Source organism: Psychrobacter sp. NZS113, assembly GCF_015864825.1.
GTDB lineage: Bacteria > Pseudomonadota > Gammaproteobacteria > Pseudomonadales > Moraxellaceae > Psychrobacter.
Genome location: NZ_JADYWL010000007.1, coordinates 66,497 through 90,214, shown reverse-complemented (window position 1 = coordinate 90,214; position 23,718 = coordinate 66,497). Strand labels below are relative to the sequence as shown.

The window sequence follows — 23,718 nt, the reverse complement described above, 5'->3', positions numbered from 1 at the left end:
ATTTAATATCTGCGTGATAGTAAGAGCATTTAAGTCAGTGGGCGGGTTATCATAAATTAAAGGAAACAAGGCAATGCAACAATTGAATCCAGCGGAAATCAGTAACCTGATTAAGCAGCGTATTCAAGACCTTGATGCGGGTGCAACTGCAAAGAATGAAGGCACGATTGTCAAAGTATCTGACGGTATCGTGCAGATTCATGGTCTTGAAGATGCCATGTACGGCGAAATGATTGAGTTTGAAGGTGAAGTCTATGGAATGGCGCTTAACTTAGAGCGTGATTCTGTTGGTGCGGTAGTACTAGGTGACTTCCTAAAGTTACAAGAAGGTCAAAAAGCCTATTGTACTGGTCGCATTCTTGAAGTACCCGTAGGTCCTGAGCTGCTAGGCCGTGTTGTTGATGCTTTGGGTAATCCTATCGATGGCAAAGGTCCTATCGATGCCAAAATGACTGACAAAGTCGAAAAGATCGCCCCAGGTGTTATCGATCGTCAGTCAGTAGATCAACCAGTCATGACTGGTTACAAAGCCGTTGATACTATGATCCCAATCGGTCGTGGTCAGCGTGAGCTTATCATTGGTGACCGTCAGACGGGTAAAACCGCAATGGCTATCGATGCGATTATTGCACAGAAATCATCTGGCATTAAGTGTGTTTACGTGGCAATTGGACAGAAACGTTCTACTATTGCTAACGTTGTACGTAAGCTTGAGCAAACTGGTGCATTAGAGTACACCACTGTTGTGGTTGCATCAGCATCAGAGCCAGCAGCACTACAGTATATCGCACCGTACTCAGGTTGTACGATGGGCGAATACTTCCGTGATCGCGGCGAAGATGCTCTGATTGTATTTGATGATTTATCAAAGCAAGCTGTTGCTTATCGTCAGATTTCACTATTGCTACGTCGTCCGCCAGGTCGTGAAGCATATCCTGGTGACGTATTCTATTTACATTCACGTTTACTTGAGCGTGCATCACGTGTAAATGCTAATTATGTAGAAAAGTTCACTAATGGTGAAGTTGTTGGTAAAACCGGTTCTTTAACTGCATTGCCAATTATCGAAACCCAAGCTGGTGACGTCTCTGCATTCGTACCGACTAACGTGATTTCGATTACTGATGGTCAGATCTTCCTAGAGGCTAGTTTATTCGCCTCAGGTCTCCGTCCAGCAGTCAACGCTGGTATTTCGGTATCTCGTGTTGGTGGTGCTGCACAGACTAAGATCATCAAAAAGCTATCTGGTGGTATCCGTACCGCACTAGCTCAGTATCGTGAACTAGCAGCATTCGCTCAGTTTGCCTCAGATCTTGATGATGCGACTCGTGAACAGCTTGACCATGGTGAGCGCGTTACCGAACTCATGAAGCAGAAGCAGTATCAGCCAATGTCTATCTCTGAGCAAGCAGCAGTTATCTATGCTTCGAATGAAGGATTTTTATCTGACGTGCCTGTTGAAAAAATTGGTTCTTTCGAAGAAGCTTACTTACGCTATATGCATGATGAGCAGAGTGAATTGATGCGTGAGATTGATGACACTGCGAACTACAACGATGATATCGCAGGTCGTTTAAAGTCAGCTCTAGAGACATTTAAACAAAATCACAGTTATTAATTTAACGGGTTAAGCCGGATTTGGTTACGGCTATCTGTGATAGCTAATAAAGTGGCGCGTTGTCTGATTAGATATTTGCGCCACTGTTTTAACCATTAACGGTATTAGATCGCGTAATGCACAAGATATAAAATATTACTCTGTCAGATTAATGTTGTATATTAAATGATTGTCGCTTGCGCCAATGCTTTTTAACCCTCTTATATTGGAATCATTATGGCAAGCTTAAAAGAGATACGTGCCAAAGTCACCAGTATTAAAAGCACCCAAAAAATTACTCGCGCGATGCAAATGGTTGCGGCAAGTAAAATGCGCCGTGCACAAGAGCGCATGGAAGTGGGTCGCCCGTATGCTGATAGTATGCGCCGGGTTATCTCACATTTGGTGCATGCTTCATCAGACTACAAACATCCGTACATGGTATCGCGCCCTGTCAATAAGGTTGGCTATATCGTCATTACCTCTGACCGCGGTCTAGCGGGTGGTTTGAACGTCAACCTATTTAAAGCTTTAACTAAAAGTATCCAGCAATACCAAGACCAGTCTGTACAGACTGAGTTTGCAGCCATTGGCGCTAAAGGTGTGAGTTTTTTCAAAAACTTTGGTGGTAAAGTTACCTCGGCCGTGACCGATTATGGTGATAAGCCAACGTTTGAGCAATTAAATGCACCTGTTCAGGCGATGCTTGAGGACTATAGTAACGGTAATTTAGACCGTATCTACGTGGTATATAACCAGTTTATCAATGCCATGACTCAAAAGCCGACAGTCACTCAGTTAGTACCTCTTCCAGAGGGATCGCTTATTGATGAAGACAGCGGCATGCAGACTGAACTTAGTTGGGATTATATCTACGAGCCTGACATCAAGACTTTGATTGATGAATTGCTTGGCCGTTATATTGAGTCGATTGTTTATCAAGCGGTAATGGAAAACATTGCCTCTGAACAGTCGTCACGTATGGTTGCGATGAAAGCGGCTACAGATAATGCTGGTGACCTTATTAACGATTTACAGTTGGTTTATAACAAGCTGCGTCAAGCGGCGATTACTCGAGAAATCTCGGAAATCGTTGGCGGTGCTGCTGCTGTTTCATAATTGACTACACCTATATATAGAAGTTCAAGGAGAACGCAATGAGTAGCGGTCGTATTGTACAGATTATTGGCGCGGTTCTTGACGTTGAGTTCAACCGTAACGAAGTTCCTAAAATTTTTGATGCCTTGCAAGTAGACGGTACCGAAACCACCCTAGAAGTACAGCAACAGCTAGGTGATGGCATCGTACGTACTATCGCAATGGGTTCAACTGAAGGCCTAAAGCGTAACCTACCAGTTACCAACACTGGTGCACCTATTTCTGTACCTGTCGGTATTGGTACACTAGGTCGCATCATGGATGTTCTTGGTCGTCCTATCGATGAAGAAGGTCCTGTTGCTGCTGATGAAAGATGGTCTATCCACCGTGAAGCCCCAAGCTATGCAGAGCAGTCAAACAGTACTGAACTGTTAGAAACAGGTATCAAGGTTATTGATTTACTTTGCCCGTTTGCAAAAGGTGGTAAAGTTGGTCTGTTTGGTGGTGCTGGTGTTGGTAAAACCGTCAACATGATGGAATTGATCAACAACATCGCGCTTAAGCATGAAGGCTTGTCAGTATTTGCTGGTGTTGGTGAGCGTACTCGTGAAGGTAATGATTTCTATCACGAAATGCAAGAAGCTGGCGTTGTAAACACTGAAGACTTTAGTAAATCTAAAGTAGCAATGGTATATGGCCAGATGAATGAGCCACCGGGTAACCGTTTACGTGTTGCACTGTCTGGTTTGACCATGGCTGAGTACTTCCGTGATACGAAAGATCCTGCTACTGGCAAAGGTCGTGACGTATTGCTGTTTGTTGATAACATCTATCGCTATACACTAGCCGGTACTGAAGTATCAGCACTACTAGGTCGTATGCCATCAGCCGTTGGTTATCAGCCAACACTAGCTGAAGAGATGGGTATGCTTCAAGAGCGTATCACGTCAACTCAGTCAGGCTCTATTACTTCAGTTCAAGCTGTTTATGTACCTGCGGATGATTTGACCGATCCATCACCTGCTACGACGTTTGCTCATTTGGATGCAACCGTTGTATTGAGTCGTGATATTGCTTCACAAGGTATCTATCCTGCGGTTGATCCATTGGATTCAACGTCACGTCAGCTAGATCCACAAGTGATCGGCGAAGAGCATTACAATGTTGCTCGTGGCGTACAGGAAATCCTACAGCGCTATAAAGAGCTTAAAGATATCATCGCAATTTTGGGTATGGATGAGTTATCAGAAGAAGATAAACTGGTTGTTTATCGCGCTCGTAAGATTCAGCGCTTCTTATCACAGCCATTCCACGTTGCTGAAATCTTTACTGGTGCACCTGGTAAATATGTACCACTACGCGATACCATTGCTAGCTTTAAAGCAATCATCGCTGGTGAATACGATGACTTGCCAGAGCAGGCATTCTATATGGCTGGTGGCATCGATGAAGTTGTTGCCAAAGCAGAAAAAATGAAATCTTCTGCAGCGTAAGTTGTGCTAGCATTTGCTAAAAGGTAAATAGGCCGTAATAAGTCTATTTACCACTAAGTAACGCATCGCAGTTTTGATTGTGTTTTTGATCGTAAGGAGTTAAGTATGGCAACGTTACAATGTCGCGTCGTAAGTGCTCGTGAAGAGTTGTATTCAGGCGAAATTAGCATGTTAATAGCTACGGGTACCGAAGGCGAGATTGGTGTATTGCCAGGTCACACACCGCTTATTACTTTGCTAAAACCGGGTGCGATGCGAGTGCAAACACCAAACGGTGAAGAAGAAGTGATCTATGTATCAGGCGGTGTATTAGAAGTACAGCCGAAGATGGTTACCGTATTGGCTGATACAGCCATGCGTGCACATAACCTTGATGAAAGCAAAATTGTTGAAGCACGTAAAAAGGCTGAGCAAATGCTTGTCAATCAATCGGATACTGTACAGACTAATGCAGCTTTAGCATCATTAGCAGAGTCTGTGGCACAGCTACAAACTATCCGTAAGTACAAAAACCGTGCTTAAAATCTTTGTTTGAAAGGCTAGGCTTTGTTCTTAGTCTTTCGATGATAAAAAAACAGTCCATTATGGGCTGTTTTTTTATGCCTGTTTTTAGAGTGACCATACCAACTATATATGAATCAACGAATATTGGACAATTTCTAAAAAGTCACTGGCGACAACATCAATATGTCGCTATATTATATGTCGTAGAGAGTAAACTTTGAGTGAGAGTAAAGCGATTGGAAGCCCATTAAAAGGCTCAAGTGTTTAGTTTACTTACCAGTATTTATGCATTCGAAGAGCGATAAAACCAACTTGTCTGCTGTTATTTGCGTAAATCGCATGTTTTTTGGACGTAAACTAACGTTTTAATAGGTGTAGTTTATAGGTTTTGTTAACGACTATAAGCTATAGTATAGGAAGCTGTATATTTAATAGTATACTGTGCTACCAAGTTTGTAACAGCTATACGAACATCAATTGTGCCACGTGATGGTGCTATTAATTTACCGCTCTTACTTTTACTACTTTTAAATTAGATGTATTAGAGGATATAACAATGACAACGAATGAAGAAGACAACACCCCCCGAATCTTGATTGTTGAGGATGATGAGCGTCTGGCCATGCTGACCCAAGATTACTTGGTCAAAAACGGTTTAGAAGTAGCGATTGAAACAGATGGTAATCGTGCTATTCGCCGTATCGTCAATGAGCAACCAGATTTGGTTGTGCTTGATGTGATGCTTCCTGGTAGTGATGGATTAACGGTTTGTCGTGAAGTTCGCCCGCATTACCAAAATCCTATTCTGATGCTAACGGCTCGTACTGAAGATATGGATCAGGTACTAGGTCTTGAGATGGGTGCCGATGATTATGTCGCAAAACCTGCTCAGCCACGTGTCTTGCTTGCACGTATTCGTGCGCTATTACGCCGTTCAGAAAATGCACCATCAGAAGATGTGCCACAGCGTTTAGAATTTGGTGAGTTAGTCATCGATAATGGTGGTCGTTCAGTGAATTTAGGTGATGAACTGGTTGATTTCACCAGTGCTGAATATGATCTTTTATGGTTGTTGGCTTCTAATGCTGGTCGTATTTTATCTCGTGAAGATATTTTTGAGCGTCTACGCGGTATTGAGTATGATGGGCAAGATCGTTCAATTGACGTACGTATCTCACGTATTCGTCCAAAGATTGGTGATGATCCAGAAAACCCTAAACGTATCAAAACCGTACGCAGCAAAGGTTATTTATTCGTGAAAGAAGGTAACTAATTCTCATTATTTTGAAGTAATTATTTACTATTGATAGTCGTCATATAAAAAACCAGCAACTATGCTGGTTTTTTTATGGCTAAAACCGAATTTTTAAACTTAATCATAGTGTTATGTGGTTTAATTAAACAATTATTGTAGTGACTGAGACCATACACGTGGTACAGCGTGTTTTAGGTGTTGGCTCAACATAAAAAACATAATAGCTAGGATAATTTTCACTCCATAGTGTTTGATATTATTTGTTACATAGCACTTCTATGCTGCATGATATCAGCAATTTTTATTCATCAAGTTGGTCACGGCACGTATGTCATTAGTCTCTTCTTTAAAACACAGTATTTTTGTTCGTATCTATGCTGGACTACTCATAGTCTGCTTATGTGTGGCGCTATTTGCTCAGTTATTGATGGATACAATCAATAAAGAACGTGTACAGTCCTATCGTGAAAATATGGCTACGGGTGCCTTTCATCTGGTGAGCGAAGGCATTTCGCATCAGGAGAGTGAGGAGCAGCGTGAGTATTGGCTGTCTGATGCGAGTAGTTTGTTTGGCTCAAAATTCAGTATTGTGCCTATTACTGACGTGGACTTTAATGCCAGCGAATTGCGACGTTTTGAAAATGGTAATACAGTGGTCCGATATGTTACTCAGCCTGTGCACGCTGACGTCTATTATCGTTTACCTGACAATCAAAATGTCCTAACGGCTAGGGTCACGCAGGTTACTGAACAGCAAGTACGTGCAATAGCCGTGCTCTTATTAGATGATTTGTCCTATCACGTGACACTGCCTGATAAGCGTGCACGCTTGGCTCAGTTAGAAGAGAAATTTTCATTCCCATTAGAATTCAAAGCAGTCAACACGCTGAATTTAGATACGGATCAGATGGGGCGTTTACGCCGTGATGAGGTTGTTATCTCACTACAGGATACCAACAGCAGTAAAAGTAACTCAGCTATCCAGATAGTCGTACCTTCCGAAATCAATGACATGGCAATTTTGATCGGTCCAGTACCTTTATTTAACTGGTTCCCGCTCAATTTAATTATAAGTATGATTCTTATTAGCATGTTTTTGATCAGCTTGGGTGTATATGCACTGATTTTCCCACTTGAACGCAAACTGCAGTTGATCCAAGTCGGTGTCAATGAAGTTAGTAAAGGTAACCTTGAAAGTCAGGTACAAGTAATTGGGCAAGATGAAATTGCCCGTTTAGCAGCGACCTTTAATGCGATGACCTCACATATCAAACGTTTGATTGAGTCGCAACGAGAGCTGACGCGTGCGGTGTCACATGAGTTACGTACGCCTGTGGCTCGTATTCGCTTTGCTGTCGATATGCTTGCTGATACTGATGACGAAGACTCACGCTTTATGCAGCGCGACTATATCGATGAAGATATTGAAGCGCTTAATGGTTTGATTGATGAGATTTTGACCTATGCTAAGCTTGAAGAAGGATCGCCAAAACTAGATTTGGAACCAGTCAATCTTAGAGAGTTGCTTGAGCAGATCGAACGAGAGACCAATGCACTAGGTAAGCCAATTAAGATAGTGACTAAACTACCAAATGCTAAAGTAACCGCCATTGCAGATCGACGCTATCTCCATCGTGTGATTCAAAACCTTGCAGGCAATGCATTACGCTATGCAGAGACCACGATTGTCATTAGTGCAGGTGTCAAAAGAGGTAATGCTTTTGTTAGTGTTGAAGATGATGGTCATGGTATTCCAGAGGCAGATCGTGAGAAAGTATTCATTCCATTTTCACGCTTAGATGATAGTCGTACGCGGGCATCAGGTGGCTACGGTCTGGGCCTATCTATTGTATCGCGTATTGCTTTTTGGTTTAATGGTAGTATGAAAGTCGATGAGAGCGAGCCACTTGGCGGTGCCCGATTTGTCATGACATGGCCGATTAAACCACTGACACAAATTCTGGCTGCTGACGAGTTAACGCAAGAGAAAAGTGAGCGTGGTTTCGATGATAAGTGATGATAAATAAAGGCAGCATATGATGTTATAGCTACTTTTAAAGAGTAGTTATGATATTAACTAATAGGCTATAAATTACTACCAGTCTACTCATTTTTTAGCTGTAATCATCAGCAGTACTGCAGTACCAATAATGGTTTTAAAAGTAGATTTTTTGAAAGTAGAGGAGGGCAAAGGATGCCATATTTATTTGGTGGTTTGGTGGTTTTAAACGCGATAACGCTAGGGTATTACTTGTTCTTACAGCAGCCCTCGACTACTCAAACGTTAAAAGCAGCGCAAGAAAGTATTGTTCAGCCATTAGAGTTTACCAATAGCGCCCAGTATATTCCTCCTGTCATCGGAACTAGAGACTAGTTTTTATTCATGCAAAAATTGCAATGAAAAAATTTCTAGCTCTAGTCAGGTTTAGTCTAGTCATTTTTATTCAATAGGTTGTTATCAGAGCCAGAGAACTCTTCAGTATCAGCTGCTACAGTTTTATCTCCAGCAACTTTAGAAAGCAAAGGTATACGTACACAAACCTGTAGACCGCCTTCGGGATGGTTAATAGCTTCTACTGTGCCATGATGCAATCTTGCAATACGATCTACGATAGCCAAACCTAAACCACTACCTTGTGTGGTACGTGCTGTCTCCCCCCGTTCAAAAGGCTGCATGATACGTTCTAATTGATCCTCTGCAACACCGTCACCACAGTCGCGTACACATATCAACAACTGCTCTTGGGCTTCCTTATTGACGACGTTTTCACTGATTACATCGCTATCTTCATCCTCTACTGTCTCTATAAATGTTGGCACAACAGTCGCTGATAGATAAATAGGTCCCTTACCATAGCGCTTGGAATTATTTACCAGATTTATGACGAGGCGCTTGATGGACATTGGACGTACCGGGACTACTTTGTGGCACTCGGACTGATAAATAAACTCCATCGGTGCAAACTGCACCATGATTTCATTAAAAATAGTATCCAAATTGGTTAGTCGTACTGGCTCATCGGAACCGTCTTTCATAAATGATATGAATTGCTCTAAAATCGCATCCATGTCTTCGATGTCGTAAATCAGTCCTTCTCGAAAGAAGTCGTCTGGTAGCATTTCTGCCGTCAAACGCATACGAGTCAAAGGTGTACGCAGATCATGTGAGATACCAGCAAGCATAATTGTGCGTTCTTTTTGCGCTTGGTTTAATGTCGTAAATAGACGGTTGAATGCCATATTGACTTGGCGTATCTCTGTAGGACCCTTTTGCGTTGGTAAAGTAGTTGCGTGACCAAGACGAATATAATTGGTTGCAGCACGCTGTAAATATCGTAATGGGCGGTTCAATTGTCGTGCCAGTAAGATAATAGTCAGCAGCGATAAAATGGGCAATCCAATAAGGAATAGTACCAACAATCCTGGACTGTACTGTGAATAATAAACCACTGGTTCGCGTATCCAAAAACTGTCGTCTTGACTGTCTTGTATCCAAAGCTGCGGTGTCGGTTTGAACTTGAAATACACCTCAACAGGCCGACCTAACTGCGCACCGATTTCGCGTTGCAACACATCGGTAAAGACCCCAACAAATGCTTTATCAGACACTTCTGGAAAGTCATTCGGATTATTCACCAACACCACATGAGAATGCTGATAAATCCACCGGCGTACCTCAGGGCGGTCTTTCCAGTCTTGATTGACACTGTTCATCAGCTGTAGCTCGCTTGTCAAATAGCGAGCGTGGTTTTTTAACTCTGGTAAATACAAGCTTCGCCAAAAAAATAAAATCGACAAGCCAACACTGATAAGGACAATAAAGGAGACCATCAAGGTTGTCAGCCAAGTGTTGGAGTAGGAGCGTGGCAGCCAACCTTTACGACGTGGTTTTGGGTGTGAGGTGGTCATATGAATCCAACATGTTGAGAGAGGTATTTTATTAAATCGACTATTGAGCCAAACCGTTATTATACTGCTTATAGGATGAACTCTGCTTTTTAGACTTGGTTATTATCAACTAGGTGACGGTATCGAACTTGGTAAGTACATTTATCTTGGTCAGTATACATGGCTTGATACGTATACTGAGTAACTCGCATATTAGGTAGTTAGACATATCATAGAATACAGTCAAATTCATATAAATCCGCTACATCTTCATCCTTGCTAAGCATACTAATGTATAACTTGCACTCGGTTTCCTTGTATCGAAATTATTTCAATTCGACTATAGCATAATCACTGAAAGGTACCGACGTCGCTTTTACTCGATAACCTAACCATATGGCCTTCTAAAATGCGTGTGAGAATCGGGATAAAGTGACCTTGTCTTTTAGCCATTCCATATGCTGAAGACAGTCAAATTACTGATTGAAAATAAAAGGTTATGAGTAATTATGTTTTACATCGATGTGTATTTAAGCTATTGTTAATAAATAATTAAATAAGCACAGTTTATGTTTTCAATAAATAAAGACTGTGATATAATTATGCCCTTTTTGGTATACCTGCGAAAGAGAGAATTCACATGGTTGTTATTCGTTTAGCACGGGGCGGTGCCAAGAAACGCCCATTTTATCAAGTAGTTGTTGCTGATCAACGCCGCGCGCGTGACGGTCGCTATATTGAAAACATCGGCTTTTTTAACCCACTCGCTAAAGATTCAGAAGAAGCAGTACGCCTAAACATGGAAGCGTACAATGCGTGGGTCGCAAAAGGTGCACAACCTTCAGATCGCGTTGCTTCATTAGCAAAAGCTTACAACAAGTCTGTAGCACAAACTGAAGCAACTGCTTAAGTTTTCGTTACTATTACTGAGATGCTGATAGCAAGATCATGAGCATATCTCAGTAGACTTTAGCAAATATAGCGTAACTGGTCTAACCAGGGTGCGCCATTAACTGTTTATTGATTTTGATTGCGTTTATCGCTTTTGATTGAAATGTAATTATAATTTCTGTTTTAATCATCGTTAGGTTAGCCGTTATGTCATCAGTTCCAAACGCTAGTGCCCTTATGAAAATTGGTCAGCTGAAAAAGCCTTATGGTATTAAAGGCTGGCTTTGGGTCTTTAGCGATACAGATGATCGTACGGCAATATTTGACATGCATCCGTGGTGGATGAAAACTGCCACAGGCATGAAACCTTTGACTGTTAAAGCTTGGCGTGAGCAAGGAACAGGAATCGTGGCTCAATTTGAGCAAGTTCCTGATCGTAATGTTGCTGAGACCATGAACGGTGTTACCGTTTGGGTCGAACAAAACGTTTTGCCTGAGACAGCTGAAGACGAATATTATTGGTCGGATTTGGTCAGCTTGCGCGTGATGAACGAGCAAGATGAATATCTAGGCAATATCACTGAAATGTTTGAGACCGGTGCCCATGACATCATGCGTGTAACGGCAAACTCAGACAGTTTGGATAATGAAGAGCGCCTGATTCCATGGCATAAGCAAACGGTAATGAAGGTCAATATGACTGACAAAACAGTGCTTGTGTCTTGGCCAAGTGATTATTGATATCAGCTTTAACGATATAAGTTTCGGCTTTATTGTTAAGTGTCATCGATAATTGTACCGATTCATTTAACCATTATTAACCACTACGCCAAGTAGACATCAGATGTATTTTGCCGTTATTAGTATTTTTCCTGAGATGTTTGCCACGATTCGTGATTTTGGTATCACGGGGCGGGCAGTCACTCAGGAGCAAGTGACGATAGAATGCATTAATCCACGTGATTATACCACTGATAACTATCGCCGTATTGATGAACGCCCGTATGGTGGCGGTCCTGGAATGCTGATGATGGCTGAGCCATTGTCAAAAGCTATTGAGGATGCGCGCTTACGGGCCAGTCAACATGGCTGCCGTGTCGATAGTGAGCACTGTCCGGTGGTTTATATGTCGCCACAAGGGCAGACGCTCAGTGAGAGTAGTGTGGTCAGTATGACTGATTACGATGGCATGATTTTATTATGCGGTCGTTATGAAGGTATTGATGAGCGCTTACTGTCACAATATGTCGATATGGAAGTGTCACTAGGTGATTATGTCTTGACTGGTGGTGAGCTACCAGCAATGGTGCTAATGGATAGTGTGATACGTCGTCTGCCTGACATTATGGGTGATGACAAGTCAGCTGAGCAAGACTCCTTCGTCGATGGATTGCTTGATTGTCCACATTATACTAAGCCACATGATTTTGCTGGTATGGCGGTTCCTGAGGTTTTACTGTCAGGTCACCATGCCAATATCGCTAAGTGGCGCTTTAGTCAGCAAGTCAGTCGCACGCAAGCGCGTCGTCCAGACTTGTGGCAAGCGTTTACACCAACGGTAGAGCAAGCAAAGTGGTTAAAAGCATTGGCAAAAGCAGAGAAAAATAAGACTTTATAAGGTTAGTTTCGATAAAAAACTATCTTATAAGTTACAGATTCGATAAACAGTTAAGAAACAAAATTTTGAGCAATAATAAAACAGGTCATAGCATAGTGGCCGTTGGTTATAACCCATTTACGTTGTGTCTCACTATAAAGAGACGCGATTAATTATTACAAACAGGTGATATGCGTTAAGCCTCTATTATCTAATGTGAGGAGATAACTCTCATGAGCAACAAGCATCCATTAGTTCAGGTCATCGAAAATGCTCAATTGATTGAGCGCCCAAGCTTCGCACCCGGCGATACCGTTGTGGTTCAAGTGAAAGTACGTGAAGGTGAGCGTGAGCGTTTACAGGCTTTTGAAGGCATTGTAATTGCTAAGCGTAACCGCGGTCTAAACTCAGCGTTTACCGTACGTAAAATCTCAAGCGGTGTTGGTGTTGAGCGTGCATTCCAATTGCATTCACCAATCATTGAAAGCATTGAAGTTAAACGCCGTGGTGCTGTTCGCCGTGCGAAATTGTACTACTTACGTGAGCGTTCTGGTAAATCAGCACGTATCCGCGAAAAACTTGCTCCGCGTGCAACTGCTCCAAAGAAAGCTGCCGCTAAAGCATAAGTTTGAGCAACTGCTCAAACTTGCTACGGTTGCTGAGCTGCTAATGAAGTGGCAAGGCAACTACGCAAAAGTAGATACAAGCCCTTATTCATAGGTTTATCATATAAATAAGCGGGCCATACCAAAAAAGACGGAACCCCAATCTATGCGAAAGCTAGGTTGGGGTTTTTGTATGTGGGGTTTTAAATTTGGGTTAGGTATGACATGTTCAGTACGCTCTAATCTTCGTCATCAAAATTATCTATACGGCTGCTTTGGTCTTTAGATTTGCTGTACTTACGCAGTCGGATATATATCGTCTTTGTGACGACCGCAATAACTTTTTGCTGCTCATCGACTATATCGACTTTATATTCACGAAAGACAGCATCACCATCTTTTGCCATTTCTTGAATGGTAATGATTTCAGAGCTGGCAATCTTCATGCGTGCGGTAACTTTGCTATAGCCCGGCGCAACAAAATCGATATGTGAGCTTTTGTCCCACACAACATAGCTACTACCTAACTGGTGCATGAGCATAATCATATAAAATGGATCAACCATTGAATATAAACTACCACCAAACTGAGTACCGACGATATTTTTGTTCAAAGCATTAAGCCCCATGCTGACGACGCACAGACCTTGATCCAGACTTATATGGTCGATTTTGATACCTGCACCGACATAAGGCGCGTAGGTGTTGATGCGCAGCTTGAGTAAATGCGGTGTCAGTAATGGCATAATGCTTTGTTTAGCTCGACGTTTTAAGGTCTCAAAATTGGATGGTAGTAAACGCATGAACTTATCCTGTTATTGCTTTTAAGTTTTTCTATTTATTTTGATACAGCTGTTATTTGAAAGATATCTATATTGAGCATAATCATTAGGGGGTATTTATCATAAGTAAAAAATACCAAGACCGCTAGCTTTAAAGCGTAACTGAGATGGATTTTCTATAGTTACCTCAAAGTTATAATAAGCTATTTATTATAACTATCTTTGATATTTAGTTATATGATAACAAATGTCTAGATATAGATGATTATTAAGAAAAGGGTCATTTATTTCAATTTAAAGCCTATATTAAGTACACTTTTTCCTTATGGTTTTCTATTGAGCTAAATTTCGTATTAAATAGAAACTTTAATTTATATATTATAATTATGCATGGTGTTTTTAAGTGGTTCTAAGTTCGCATTTCGAGTTCTCATGTCATACAATGGCTTGCAATTTTTAATGAACGCTTTAGTCATATAAAGTTTCACTATTAAATTATCAGTTAATCAAAGTCTCAGTCGACACAAGGAAATGTGATGAGTAACTCTCAGATCCCTTCTTCAGGGTCTAATCAACAACCGTCAAACCCGTCCGATTACGACACAGAGTCATCAGGTAGCTATATTGAGTTGCACAAACCAAGTTCGAGTTTTGAGAGTCGTGATGATTATCTCAATCATGAATTGCAAATCATGCAGCCCAAACGCTGGCGTCCCAATTTACCGTTTCGTGACTATCGCTTTGAGTATGAAGATACTATTCCTGCAATGGCGGCGACGATTGGTAAAGTGGTTATGGTAGGTGCGATTGCTGCAACATTTGCAGGTCCACTTGGTTTGGGCGATGCGTTTGTTTTAGAAAACGTTCGTTATGAGCTATTAATTGTTTCATTTTTTATTATCTTGTTTTCAGGTTTTTTACTGCCGACAGCCAACCTTGCAGGTACTCACGGCCCCCTCATTCCGCTTATTCCTATTGTAGTGGCCGCTGGTGGTCACCCAATGGCGTTTGGTCTGCTCATCGGTGCCTTTGGCTTGCTATTGGCAATCAGTAAAGGGGGCAGTCTGCTAGCAAATCTGACCAGTAAAGGTGTGTGCGGTGGCCTCTTGATTTACTTAGGGTTTATCGGTACCACCTCGCAGGTCAAAAACCTTTTTGCTTGGGCAGAAGGTATTGGCATGTCGCATGTTGCCTTTTTTATTATTTTGGCAACTATCCTGCTATATGCATTACTTGAACATTGGCAAAAACGTTGGCTTGCGGTACCGCTCAGCTGTGTCTTAGGTGGTGGTCTCGCCTTTGCATTGGGCGCGCCCTTTGAGTTTAAAACGGCACCAGGCTTGCCGAATATGAACCCGATGTATTGGTGGGGTGAGAATACCGGTTGGATGCTAGGATTACCGACGGTTGAAAGCTTTATTGTCGTACTGCCATTTGCTATTTTGGCAGTTGCGATGTGGTCACCAGATTTTTTAGGTCATCAGGTCTTTCAAAAAATCAGCTATCCTAAACGTACTGAAAAGGTACTCATGGATATCGATGACACCATGACCAGCGCTTCGTTTCGTCAGGTAGTAGGCTCTGTATTGGGTGGTGCTAACTTTGCATCATCATGGGGCACTTATATTGTCCCAGCGGCGATTGCCAAACGTCCGATTCCTGCCGGTGCTTTACTGACGGCATTGTTCTGTATTATCGCAGGGGTTTGGGGCTATCCGATGGATTTGGCTATCTGGCAGCCAGTGATGTGTGTGGCATTGATCGTTGGGGTGTTTATCCCGCTTCTTGAAGCTGGCATGGAGATGACGCGCGAAGGTAAAACCACGCAGTCTGCCGCTATTGTGGTGTTTGCTTCTGCATTGGTAAATCCGGCATTCGGTTGGTCACTCACGTTGTTGCTCGATAACTTGGGCTTGATTGGCTCTAAAGAACGTAGCGCTAATTTGACTAAGATGAGCCGCTGGATCATACCGGGTATTATGTTTGTCGTATTGACTGGTGTGATGGCTATCGTTGGTATGCTGCCGGGTATCCCAGCTTTAATGGCTAACTTCCGTCATTAGTAGTATGTTGCTGAATAAACGATAATAGAACAAACTAAGTCAGCGAAAGCTGGCTTTTTTATGGATGATGCTATGATAATAATTGGCTTGTAAAACAATGACTCCCGCCCCATAACTAGCAGTATTATAAGACTTTTAAGAGCAATGAATTCTATGGTTAATGTCTCAGAATCAAGCCCTATCGACGATAAAAAAGCCCGTCTTAAGCATCTAATTCAGCGCCTACCAAATTTGCCAGGCGTGTATAAGATGCTGGGGAAAAACGGTGATATTTTATACGTTGGTAAAGCTAAATCACTTAAAAGCCGTGTAAACAGCTACTTTGCAAAGACGATCGATCATCCAAAGACACGAGCATTAGTGGCGCGTATCCATGATATCGAAACCATTATCACGCGTAGTGAGACTGAAGCACTACTGCTTGAGCAAAACCTAATTAAAGAATATCGTCCGCCCTATAATGTGCTATTGCGTGATGATAAGTCTTACCTCTATGTGTTTATCTCAGCTGACAAGCCCTATCCGAGATTGGCGTATGGTCGCGGCAAAGGTAATCATCAAAAAGGTCGATTCTTTGGGCCGTTTCCCTCTGCTCATGCGGCAAAAGAGACGTTGGTGCTGATGCAGAAAATGTTTCAAATGCGCCAATGTACCAATACTTTCTTTAATCAACGTAAGCGCCCTTGTCTTGAGTATCAGATTAAGCGTTGCCGTGCGCCTTGCGTGGGTCTGGTATCAGCAGAAGAGTATGCAGAGGACGTTAACAATACCATTCGTTTTTTAAAGGGTGACTCTGGTGATATTCATACGACTCTGATTGAAAAAATGGAAGCATCAGCTGAAGAGTTAGATTTTGAAAAAGCAGTATTTTATCGCGATCAGCTTTCTATGCTGCGTGAAGTGCAGGCCAAGCAAGCTGTCTATACCGTACAAGGTGAGGCGGATGTGATTGCTATTGCCAGTCAGGCAGGCATGACATGTGTCAACGTACTGACTGTCCGCGGCGGGCGGGTACTGGGTGGTAAGAACTATTTCCCGGATGTCGACAGCAGCGAATCGCTCGCGGATAATTTGTCTGCTTTTATTACCTCTTTCTATTTTCAAGTCACTGATGATTTGCCAGCAGAAATTATGCTAACTCATGAGTTGCCAGATCAGGTGGCGGTGAGCGAAGCCTTAGCCACGCACTTTGGTAGCAAAGTCGTCATCAAAACTAATGTACGTGAACATCGTGCAGAGTGGTTGGATTTGGCAAAACTGAATACCAATAACGCGCTAAAAACTAAGCTCGGCGATTATTTAGAATTGCATGCACGCTTTGGGGCATTAAAAGATGTATTGGCGGATGTCACCGATCGAACTATTGATCGGATTGAGTGTTTTGATATCTCACATACGATGGGTGAAGCGACCATTGGTAGTTGCGTGGTATTTGACCAAGGTGGCTCGCGTCGGCGTGATTATCGTCAGTATGCAATCCATGACATCGTAGGCGGTGATGATTATGCAGCGATGAAACAAGTGCTGACACGGCGTTATAAAAAGCAACCGTTGCCGGATTTATTGCTTATTGATGGCGGTAAAGGTCAGCTTGGTATTGCTAAAGAAGTATTGACTGAGTTGGGTATTCTTGGTGATACTTTGCTTATTAGTGTAGCAAAAGGAGAAGGGCGTAAGGCTGGGCTTGAAGTATTGCACTTTATCGATCATGAGCCATTAGATCTACCGATGGATAGTAAAGCGCTGCATTTATTGATGCATATCCGAGATGAGGCACATCGTTTTGCGATTACAGCGCACCGTAAAAAGCGTGATAAGCGTCGTTCGTCGTCAGTACTAGAAGTGATACCAGGACTGGGCGAAAAGCGCCGTCGTGACTTGCTCAATCACTTTGGTGGTATGCAGCAATTGCTTGGTGCGTCTCAGCAAGAGTTGTCAGGGGTGCAAGGTATTGGGCCAGTACTAGCAAAAACCGTCTATAAAGTGTTGCATGAGTAGCTGTACATATTAAAAAAACGACAACAGAACCAAATCTGTTGTCGTTTTAACGTTAGTAATATTTAGCAGATTAAAACCTCTAATCTCTAAAAATCAAAACTTAGCTGCTGGTTTGGATAGCTACGGCAGTGTTCGCAAACGCGCTCCCAACGATTAAATCGATAGCGTAAATACCAACGAACATGCACAGCTTTAGGATAACCGCATTGAATAGCCATTAGTGACCTCCACAATTATGATTAGGAATTCATAACCATGGAGACTAGACGTAGACACTTATTAGCATTTACTATAAAATATATGAACCGTCCAAGGTAAATAAAATTTATTAGTATGCTAACAAGGGAGCCTAGCTCCACAGTTGTCGTATCTAAAAGTTTTTTAAGCTCAGCAATTAATTTTGCTGGGCTTTTTTAATTTTGCATATTTGGTTTCTCCTTAGTAATAGTTTATAAATGACAAATGGCCACACTAAATGGCATTAGCCTTGTTTACTTTTATAAGTCACAAATTTAAAATCTAACGCACTTTTCTCATCATGCATCTGCTCAGACTCTTCTGCCACTTCAAATTCACTTGGCAATTCAGGATAGAACGCATCACCATCGGTTATTTCAGTATCTACGTGGGTCAGCTCAATACGGTCGGTATACATCAAGGCATCGCTAAAGACACGCTCGCCGCCAATGACCCAAATAGTATCCAGATGCGCGCCATGCGCCAGACTGGCTGCTTGTGTCAAAGCATCATCTAGGTTGTGTACTACATAAGCATTGTCTTTGCCGATAAGACCTTTTTGCTCAGCATAATCCAACTGGCTGCTGATGATAAAGCTAACGCGTTTTGGCAAAGGCTTGCTGCCCATCGATTCAAACGTCTTACGACCCATAATGACGATACCTTGTATACCACCATCATTTTCTTTGATCGTCATCTTTTTGAAGTGCTGCAAGTCTGCTGAGATATGCCACGGCAGCTCATTATCTTTACCGATACAACGGTTGCTACTGATAGCAGCGATTTGGGCAACTTCGGTGTGGGCATAACTCATAATCTATCCTTTTTATTATCTTTTACAATTTTAAGCTTATTCATAGCTATTAATCAGACAAGCACTATACCGCAACCTTCGCTTTGATAGCAGGATGCGACTCATAACCCTCAATGCTAATGTCTTCGTAATTGAAGGCAAAAATATCATTAACATTAGGGTTAAGTTTCAATGTTGGCAGTGTATATAGCGAACGCGTCAACTGTAACTCAACTTGCTCACGGTGGTTTTGATAAATGTGGCAATCACCACCTGTCCAGATGAATTCACCCACTTCTAGATCACAAATTTGCGCGACCATATGGGTAAGCAGGGCATAGCTGGCGATATTAAATGGCACACCTAAAAATAAATCTGCTGAGCGCTGATAGAGCTGGCATGACAGTTTATTGTCCGCGACGAAGAATTGAAACATGGTATGACAAGGCGGTAAGGCGACTTGATCTGCTTCGCCAGGGTTCCAACCAGACACAATCAAACGGCGTGAATTAGGATTGGTCTTTATTTGCTCGATAACCTGAGTGATTTGATCAACACCATCAGCATGGTAATTGCCGTCTTCATCTTTGGTTGCGCCATAATTGCGCCATTGATGGCCATAGACAGGACCCAAATCACCAGCAGGTCGATTAAAGCGTGCTGTCTGCTCTGCCGTAGCCCATTCATTCCAAATTCGTACGCCATTGGCTTGCAGGTAATCAACGTGAGTACTGCCACTTAAAAACCAAAACAGCTCGTAGGCGATGGATTTAAAATGGACTTTTTTGGTGGTCAATAGCGGAAAGCCTGACGCTAGGTCAAAACGTAGCTGCGCACCAAAGTGGCTGAGCGTACCAGTGCCAGTACGATCGCCTTTTTCAGTGCCTGTGGTTAAAACGTGTTTGAGCAAGTCTAAGTAGCCCTGCTCATTATTGCTGTTAATCATAAAAATGCTCGTCGGTATTGTTTAGTACACTGATTGGTATATAGCTTAATAAGCAGCTTGCTTACCCCAGTCATAGATGCCGCGTTTGTAGGCATAGATTAATAGGATAAAGCCAATGATTATCATCGGGGCGCTTAGCATTTGCCCTTTGGTTATCCAGCCTAACAAGATGAATCCTTGGTCAACGTCTGGCTGGCGAAAGAACTCGATGATGAAACGGCTAACACCATAACCTAACATAAAAATACCGGTCGCTGCCATACGAGGGCGTGGTTTTGATGAATACCACCATAAGAATAAGAACAGCAGTAAACCTTCAGCAAGCGCTTCATACAATTGTGAAGGATGGCGAGGCAGCAGATACTGACCGTTGACTTCAGCCATTAGCTCTTGTAGTTCAGGATTGGTCTGCAATTGTTGCATATCAGCAGCAGCTGCTTGCGGGAAGTACGTCAACCAATTATAGCCGCCGTCAGAGACACGGCCCCATAGCTCACCATTGATGTAGTTACCAATGCGGCCAAACAATAAACCCGTTGGTACGCATGGCACGATAAAATCCAGTACTTGGAATGGTGTCTTTTTATACTTACGAGCGAAATATAGCATACCAAGCATGACACCGATCAAGCCACCATGGAATGACATACCGCCTTCCCAGACCTTGAAGAGATAGGCAGGATTTTGTAGCAACTCACCGAATTGATAAAACAAGACGTAGCCAACACGGCCACCTAAAATAACGCCAAGTGCACCAAAGAATACTAAGTCGGACACCATGTCGGTGGTCCAGTTATCGCGTTTGGTGCTGCGATACCACGCTAGGCCATAAGCGGCAGCAAATGCCAGTAAATACATCAGCCCATACCAATGGACTTCAACAGGCCCAATGGCTAATGCTACAGGATCGTACTGAGGATGAATCATCATAAGGGCATCATAATATTGGTAATAAAGTGCTGACTATAATAGCAAATTTCATTCGTCGAGCATACACAATTGCTATGATGACAATCAGTTAGCATCGAGAAGTTGAACGGTCGATACAGTGCAGAATACATAGGGTAGGAAGCAAGTAAGATGATGGAGGAAATAGGACAAATGACTGTAATTGTGAAAAGGTTTCGTGATGACCTGTAGAACAAGCACCAATCTTGGTAGCTAGCAGCTTAGGATAAAAACGCAATTTTTAGCCTTATTGAGCGTTCACTACCAAATGCTCATAAATAAATACAGTTAAGTAAAAGCAGCTAGATAGCGACCAGATCCTGTACGTTGTTTTCGACCATCGTGTCGCCTGCGCCTTGTGACACTACTTTGCCGCGTGATAGCACGGTGTAATTATCAGCCAGTTCTTCTGCGAACTCATAAAATTGCTCAACCAGTACAATTGCCATGTCGCCTTTGTCCGCTAAGTCGCGTAGAACTCGGCCAATATCTTTAATAATAGAAGGCTGGATACCTTCAGTTGGTTCATCCAAAATCAGTACAGTCGGCTCAGAGGCTAAGGCGCGTGCAATGGCAAGTTGCTGCTGCTGACCACCAGATAAATCACCACCACGACGATGTTTCATCTCATCGAGTACGGGGAAAATATCGTATAAATGTTTGGGTACGTGTTTTGCCTTGCTACGTGAAAATTTGGCCATACCAATTAAGATGTTTTCTTCTACCGTCAGTGTCGAAAAAATATCGCGCCCTTGTGGTACATAAGCCAAACCTGCTCGTACTCGCTGCTCGGATGACATCTTGCTAATGTCTTTATCATTGAGCAGGATTTGCCCTGATTTAATTGGTAGTATCCCCATCAAACATTTGAGTAGGGTGGTTTTACCCACGCCGTTACGTCCAAGTACCACACTGCATTCGCCGATAGGTGCTGTAAGCGAGACGTCTCGTAAAATATGGCTGCCACCATAGTACTGATTGATATCGTTAACGTGTAACATGGCTGTCTCCTAACATTTGAATCATCTCCTAATCTCTAAACGGCATGGCAATTTGTCGGTACTACTATCAATTCAGTTATCAACCCAGCTAGCAATCTAACTATCGACCTAAATAGGACTCAATCACTGCTTCATTGGCTTGCACTTCCGCTAACGTGCCTTCGGCCAAAATTGCTCCTTGCGCCAATACGGTGACTTTTTCACTAATGGCATCAATAAAGGTCATGTCGTGCTCGACCACAATCAAGGTATGATTCTCTTTAAGTCTTAGACACAGCTCGGCCGTATGTTCTGTTTCGGCATCGGTCATACCAGCCACAGGCTCATCAAGTAAAATCAGCTTGGGGCTCTGCATCAGTAGCATGCCAATCTCTAACCATTGTTTTTGCCCGTGTGAAAGTAAGCCGGCAGGCTTGTTAGTTTTATCTGTCAGGCGGATTTGCTGTAGGGTAGCGTCAAGGGTATCGCGGGTATCAGCATTGAGTTTGTTGAATAAGCTTTTGACTACACGCTTGTCTTTCGGCGCAGCAAGTAACAAATTGTCCATCACCGTAAAATTTTCAAAGACAGTAGGTTTTTGAAACTTACGTCCGATGCCAGCTTCAGCAATTTCTTCGGTCGACATACTAGCAAGGTTGTGGGTTTGCCCAAAAAATACACTGCCCTCAGTGGGGCGAGTTTTGCCCGTGATGACATCCATTAGTGTGGTTTTACCCGCACCATTAGGGCCAATAATGCAGCGTAGCTCACCTTCTTCAATGTATAACGATAAGTTATTGAGTGCGCGAAAAGAGTCGAACCAAACACTTAAGTCTTCTAAATACAATGCAATACCATGGCTAAAATCGACGCCTGATGGCTTTGGATGACTGCGGCCAGTACCGCCATGAGTACGTCCATACTCATTAATAATTTGCTCAGTCGTTGACGGTTTATCATTTAGCATTATTGTTTCTCCTTTTTGAAGCGATCGAACAAGCCCATAATGCCATTGGGCAAAAACAACGTCACGACGACGAACAGTCCACCTAATATCAGTAGCCAAAACTCAGGGTAGGCGACAGTGAAGTAAGTTTTGACCGAGTTGACCACACCAGTTCCTAAAATTGCACCGATCAATTTACCTCTACCACCCGTTGCTACCCAGACGGCCATTTCAATTGAGTTCACAGGATTCATTTCACTTGGATTGATAATGCCTACCTGCGGCACATATAGTGCACCTGCGATACCAGCGATGACGGCGGATAATACCCAAGCGGATAGCTTGTACCACAATGTACGATAGCCCAAATATTGCAGGCGGTTTTCGCTGTCACGAATGGCACCTAGCACTCGTCCATAAGGCTGGTTCATTAAATGACGCAAACCCATATAAGAGACTAACAATGCGACGGCAGTGACAAAGCACAGCATTGAGCGCGTAGAGGCCGCGGTAATGTCGTAGCCGAGTAGGGTCGTAAAACCAGTAAAGCCGTTATTGCCGCCAAAGCCCGTTTCATTACGGAAGAACAGCAAGGCTGCCGCGTAGACCATGGCTTGAGTGATGATAGAAAAGTAAACGCCTTTGATTTTGGAGCGAAAGGCAAAAAAACCAAAGATAAATGCAACTAAGCCAGGCACTAATACAACCAGTGCGACCGCCCACCAAAAATGCTGCGTGCCAGCCCAGTACCATGGCATCTCGGTCCAGCTCAAAAACCGCATGAAATCAGGAAGCGCGTCGCCAGCAGTCTCACGTGTTAGGTACATGCCAAACGCATAACCACCCAAAGCAAAGTACAGGCCATGTCCCAAGCTCAAAATACCAGCATAGCCCCAGACAAGATCTAACGCCAAAGCCACCATGGCTAGAGCCATAATTTTGCCAATCAGGGTGATCCAGTAGGCCGAAAGATAAAAAGGTGAGCTCTCTGGCATAAGATGTAGCCAAGGCAGTATAAGTAGTACGGCAAAACATAATCCAATTAAAATAGCACTACGCGGGGTATCAGACAGTAATTTGGTCAGTATCATAGGAGT

Annotated in this window: 21 protein-coding genes; 13 read left to right on the top strand and 8 right to left on the bottom strand. The window is 42.8% G+C overall.

The genetic code is table 11. From position 1 onward, the window contains the following. Window positions 1–73 precede the first annotated feature (73 nt). From atpA to I6E61_RS11395, 7 genes are all read left to right on the top strand, one after another. Complete coding sequence (gene atpA / locus I6E61_RS11425; protein ID WP_197134884.1) at window positions 74–1,618, top strand: F0F1 ATP synthase subunit alpha; 1,545 nt, start codon at window positions 74–76, stop codon at window positions 1,616–1,618. A 216-nt stretch (window positions 1,619–1,834) separates the two neighbouring features. Beyond that, window positions 1,835–2,716 (top strand): F0F1 ATP synthase subunit gamma, encoded by an 882-nt coding sequence (gene atpG, locus I6E61_RS11420; RefSeq protein ID WP_194197917.1) that lies wholly within the window; start codon window positions 1,835–1,837, stop codon window positions 2,714–2,716. 38 nt (window positions 2,717–2,754) lie between these two features. Then, window positions 2,755–4,188 carry a F0F1 ATP synthase subunit beta gene (gene atpD, locus I6E61_RS11415; protein ID WP_197134882.1) on the top strand — a complete coding sequence of 478 codons (1,434 nt, stop codon included), beginning with the start codon at window positions 2,755–2,757 and terminating at the stop codon, window positions 4,186–4,188. Window positions 4,189–4,293: 105 nt separating this feature from the next. Beyond that, window positions 4,294–4,710 carry a F0F1 ATP synthase subunit epsilon gene (locus I6E61_RS11410; protein WP_021812807.1) on the top strand — a complete coding sequence of 139 codons (417 nt, stop codon included), beginning with the start codon at window positions 4,294–4,296 and terminating at the stop codon, window positions 4,708–4,710. Window positions 4,711–5,248: 538 nt separating this feature from the next. Next, on the top strand, window positions 5,249–5,965 hold the full coding sequence (locus tag I6E61_RS11405) for a response regulator (RefSeq protein ID WP_021812806.1): 717 nt from the start codon (window positions 5,249–5,251) through the stop codon (window positions 5,963–5,965). A gap of 310 nt (window positions 5,966–6,275) precedes the next feature. Further along, window positions 6,276–7,964: an ATP-binding protein gene (locus tag I6E61_RS11400; protein WP_197134879.1), complete on the top strand. Its 1,689-nt coding sequence runs from the start codon at window positions 6,276–6,278 to the stop codon at window positions 7,962–7,964. Between the two features lie 177 nt (window positions 7,965–8,141). Further along, window positions 8,142–8,321, top strand: coding sequence for a hypothetical protein (locus I6E61_RS11395; RefSeq protein WP_197134876.1), 180 nt, complete (start codon window positions 8,142–8,144; stop codon window positions 8,319–8,321). Window positions 8,322–8,377: 56 nt separating this feature from the next. Here the strand turns inward: I6E61_RS11395 and I6E61_RS11390 are convergent, their stop codons facing one another. Further along, entirely contained in the window at window positions 8,378–9,856 is a 1,479-nt protein-coding gene (locus tag I6E61_RS11390; protein WP_197134873.1) for an ATP-binding protein, read from the bottom strand. A gap of 619 nt (window positions 9,857–10,475) precedes the next feature. Between I6E61_RS11390 and rpsP the strand changes: the two genes are divergently transcribed. The 4 genes from rpsP to rplS all read left to right on the top strand — a co-directional run bounded on the left by rpsP (window position 10,476) and on the right by rplS (window position 12,949). Continuing rightward, complete coding sequence (rpsP, locus tag I6E61_RS11385) at window positions 10,476–10,745, top strand: 30S ribosomal protein S16 (protein WP_194197922.1); 270 nt, start codon at window positions 10,476–10,478, stop codon at window positions 10,743–10,745. A gap of 188 nt (window positions 10,746–10,933) precedes the next feature. Further along, window positions 10,934–11,467 (top strand): ribosome maturation factor RimM, encoded by a 534-nt coding sequence (rimM, locus tag I6E61_RS11380; protein ID WP_197134870.1) that lies wholly within the window; start codon window positions 10,934–10,936, stop codon window positions 11,465–11,467. Between the two features lie 103 nt (window positions 11,468–11,570). Further along, window positions 11,571–12,344: a tRNA (guanosine(37)-N1)-methyltransferase TrmD gene (gene trmD, locus I6E61_RS11375; protein WP_197134866.1), complete on the top strand. Its 774-nt coding sequence runs from the start codon at window positions 11,571–11,573 to the stop codon at window positions 12,342–12,344. Between the two features lie 212 nt (window positions 12,345–12,556). Beyond that, a complete protein-coding gene (rplS, locus tag I6E61_RS11370) occupies window positions 12,557–12,949 on the top strand; it encodes a 50S ribosomal protein L19 (protein WP_194197924.1) in 393 nt (130 codons plus the stop codon). Between the two features lie 218 nt (window positions 12,950–13,167). Here rplS and I6E61_RS11365 read toward each other — a convergent pair whose 3' ends face one another. Further along, the gene (locus tag I6E61_RS11365; RefSeq protein ID WP_197134863.1) at window positions 13,168–13,731 is read right to left on the bottom strand and encodes a DUF4442 domain-containing protein; all 564 of its coding nucleotides are present in this window, start codon (window positions 13,729–13,731) and stop codon (window positions 13,168–13,170) included. Between the two features lie 515 nt (window positions 13,732–14,246). On the opposite strand from I6E61_RS11365, the gene I6E61_RS11360 reads away from it, so the two are divergent. After that, window positions 14,247–15,773 (top strand): DUF3360 family protein, encoded by a 1,527-nt coding sequence (locus I6E61_RS11360; RefSeq protein ID WP_197134860.1) that lies wholly within the window; start codon window positions 14,247–14,249, stop codon window positions 15,771–15,773. A 153-nt stretch (window positions 15,774–15,926) separates the two neighbouring features. Then, on the top strand, window positions 15,927–17,771 hold the full coding sequence (gene uvrC, locus I6E61_RS11355; protein ID WP_197134964.1) for an excinuclease ABC subunit UvrC: 1,845 nt from the start codon (window positions 15,927–15,929) through the stop codon (window positions 17,769–17,771). Between the two features lie 481 nt (window positions 17,772–18,252). Here the strand turns inward: uvrC and I6E61_RS11350 are convergent, their stop codons facing one another. The 6 genes from I6E61_RS11350 to urtC form a co-directional block, all read right to left on the bottom strand. Continuing rightward, entirely contained in the window at window positions 18,253–18,822 is a 570-nt protein-coding gene (locus I6E61_RS11350; protein ID WP_197134858.1) for a dihydrofolate reductase, read from the bottom strand. A gap of 64 nt (window positions 18,823–18,886) precedes the next feature. Then, window positions 18,887–19,747 (bottom strand): thymidylate synthase, encoded by an 861-nt coding sequence (locus I6E61_RS11345; RefSeq protein WP_197134855.1) that lies wholly within the window; start codon window positions 19,745–19,747, stop codon window positions 18,887–18,889. A 45-nt stretch (window positions 19,748–19,792) separates the two neighbouring features. Next, window positions 19,793–20,677 (bottom strand): prolipoprotein diacylglyceryl transferase, encoded by an 885-nt coding sequence (lgt, locus tag I6E61_RS11340; protein ID WP_197134852.1) that lies wholly within the window; start codon window positions 20,675–20,677, stop codon window positions 19,793–19,795. A 320-nt stretch (window positions 20,678–20,997) separates the two neighbouring features. Continuing rightward, complete coding sequence (gene urtE, locus I6E61_RS11335) at window positions 20,998–21,696, bottom strand: urea ABC transporter ATP-binding subunit UrtE (protein ID WP_197134849.1); 699 nt, start codon at window positions 21,694–21,696, stop codon at window positions 20,998–21,000. Window positions 21,697–21,796: 100 nt separating this feature from the next. Beyond that, window positions 21,797–22,642, bottom strand: coding sequence for an urea ABC transporter ATP-binding protein UrtD (gene urtD / locus I6E61_RS11330; protein WP_197134846.1), 846 nt, complete (start codon window positions 22,640–22,642; stop codon window positions 21,797–21,799). Then, window positions 22,642–23,712, bottom strand: coding sequence for an urea ABC transporter permease subunit UrtC (gene urtC, locus I6E61_RS11325; protein WP_197134843.1), 1,071 nt, complete (start codon window positions 23,710–23,712; stop codon window positions 22,642–22,644). Before urtC ends, urtD begins: the two co-directional genes overlap by 1 nt. Window positions 23,713–23,718 lie beyond the last annotated feature (6 nt).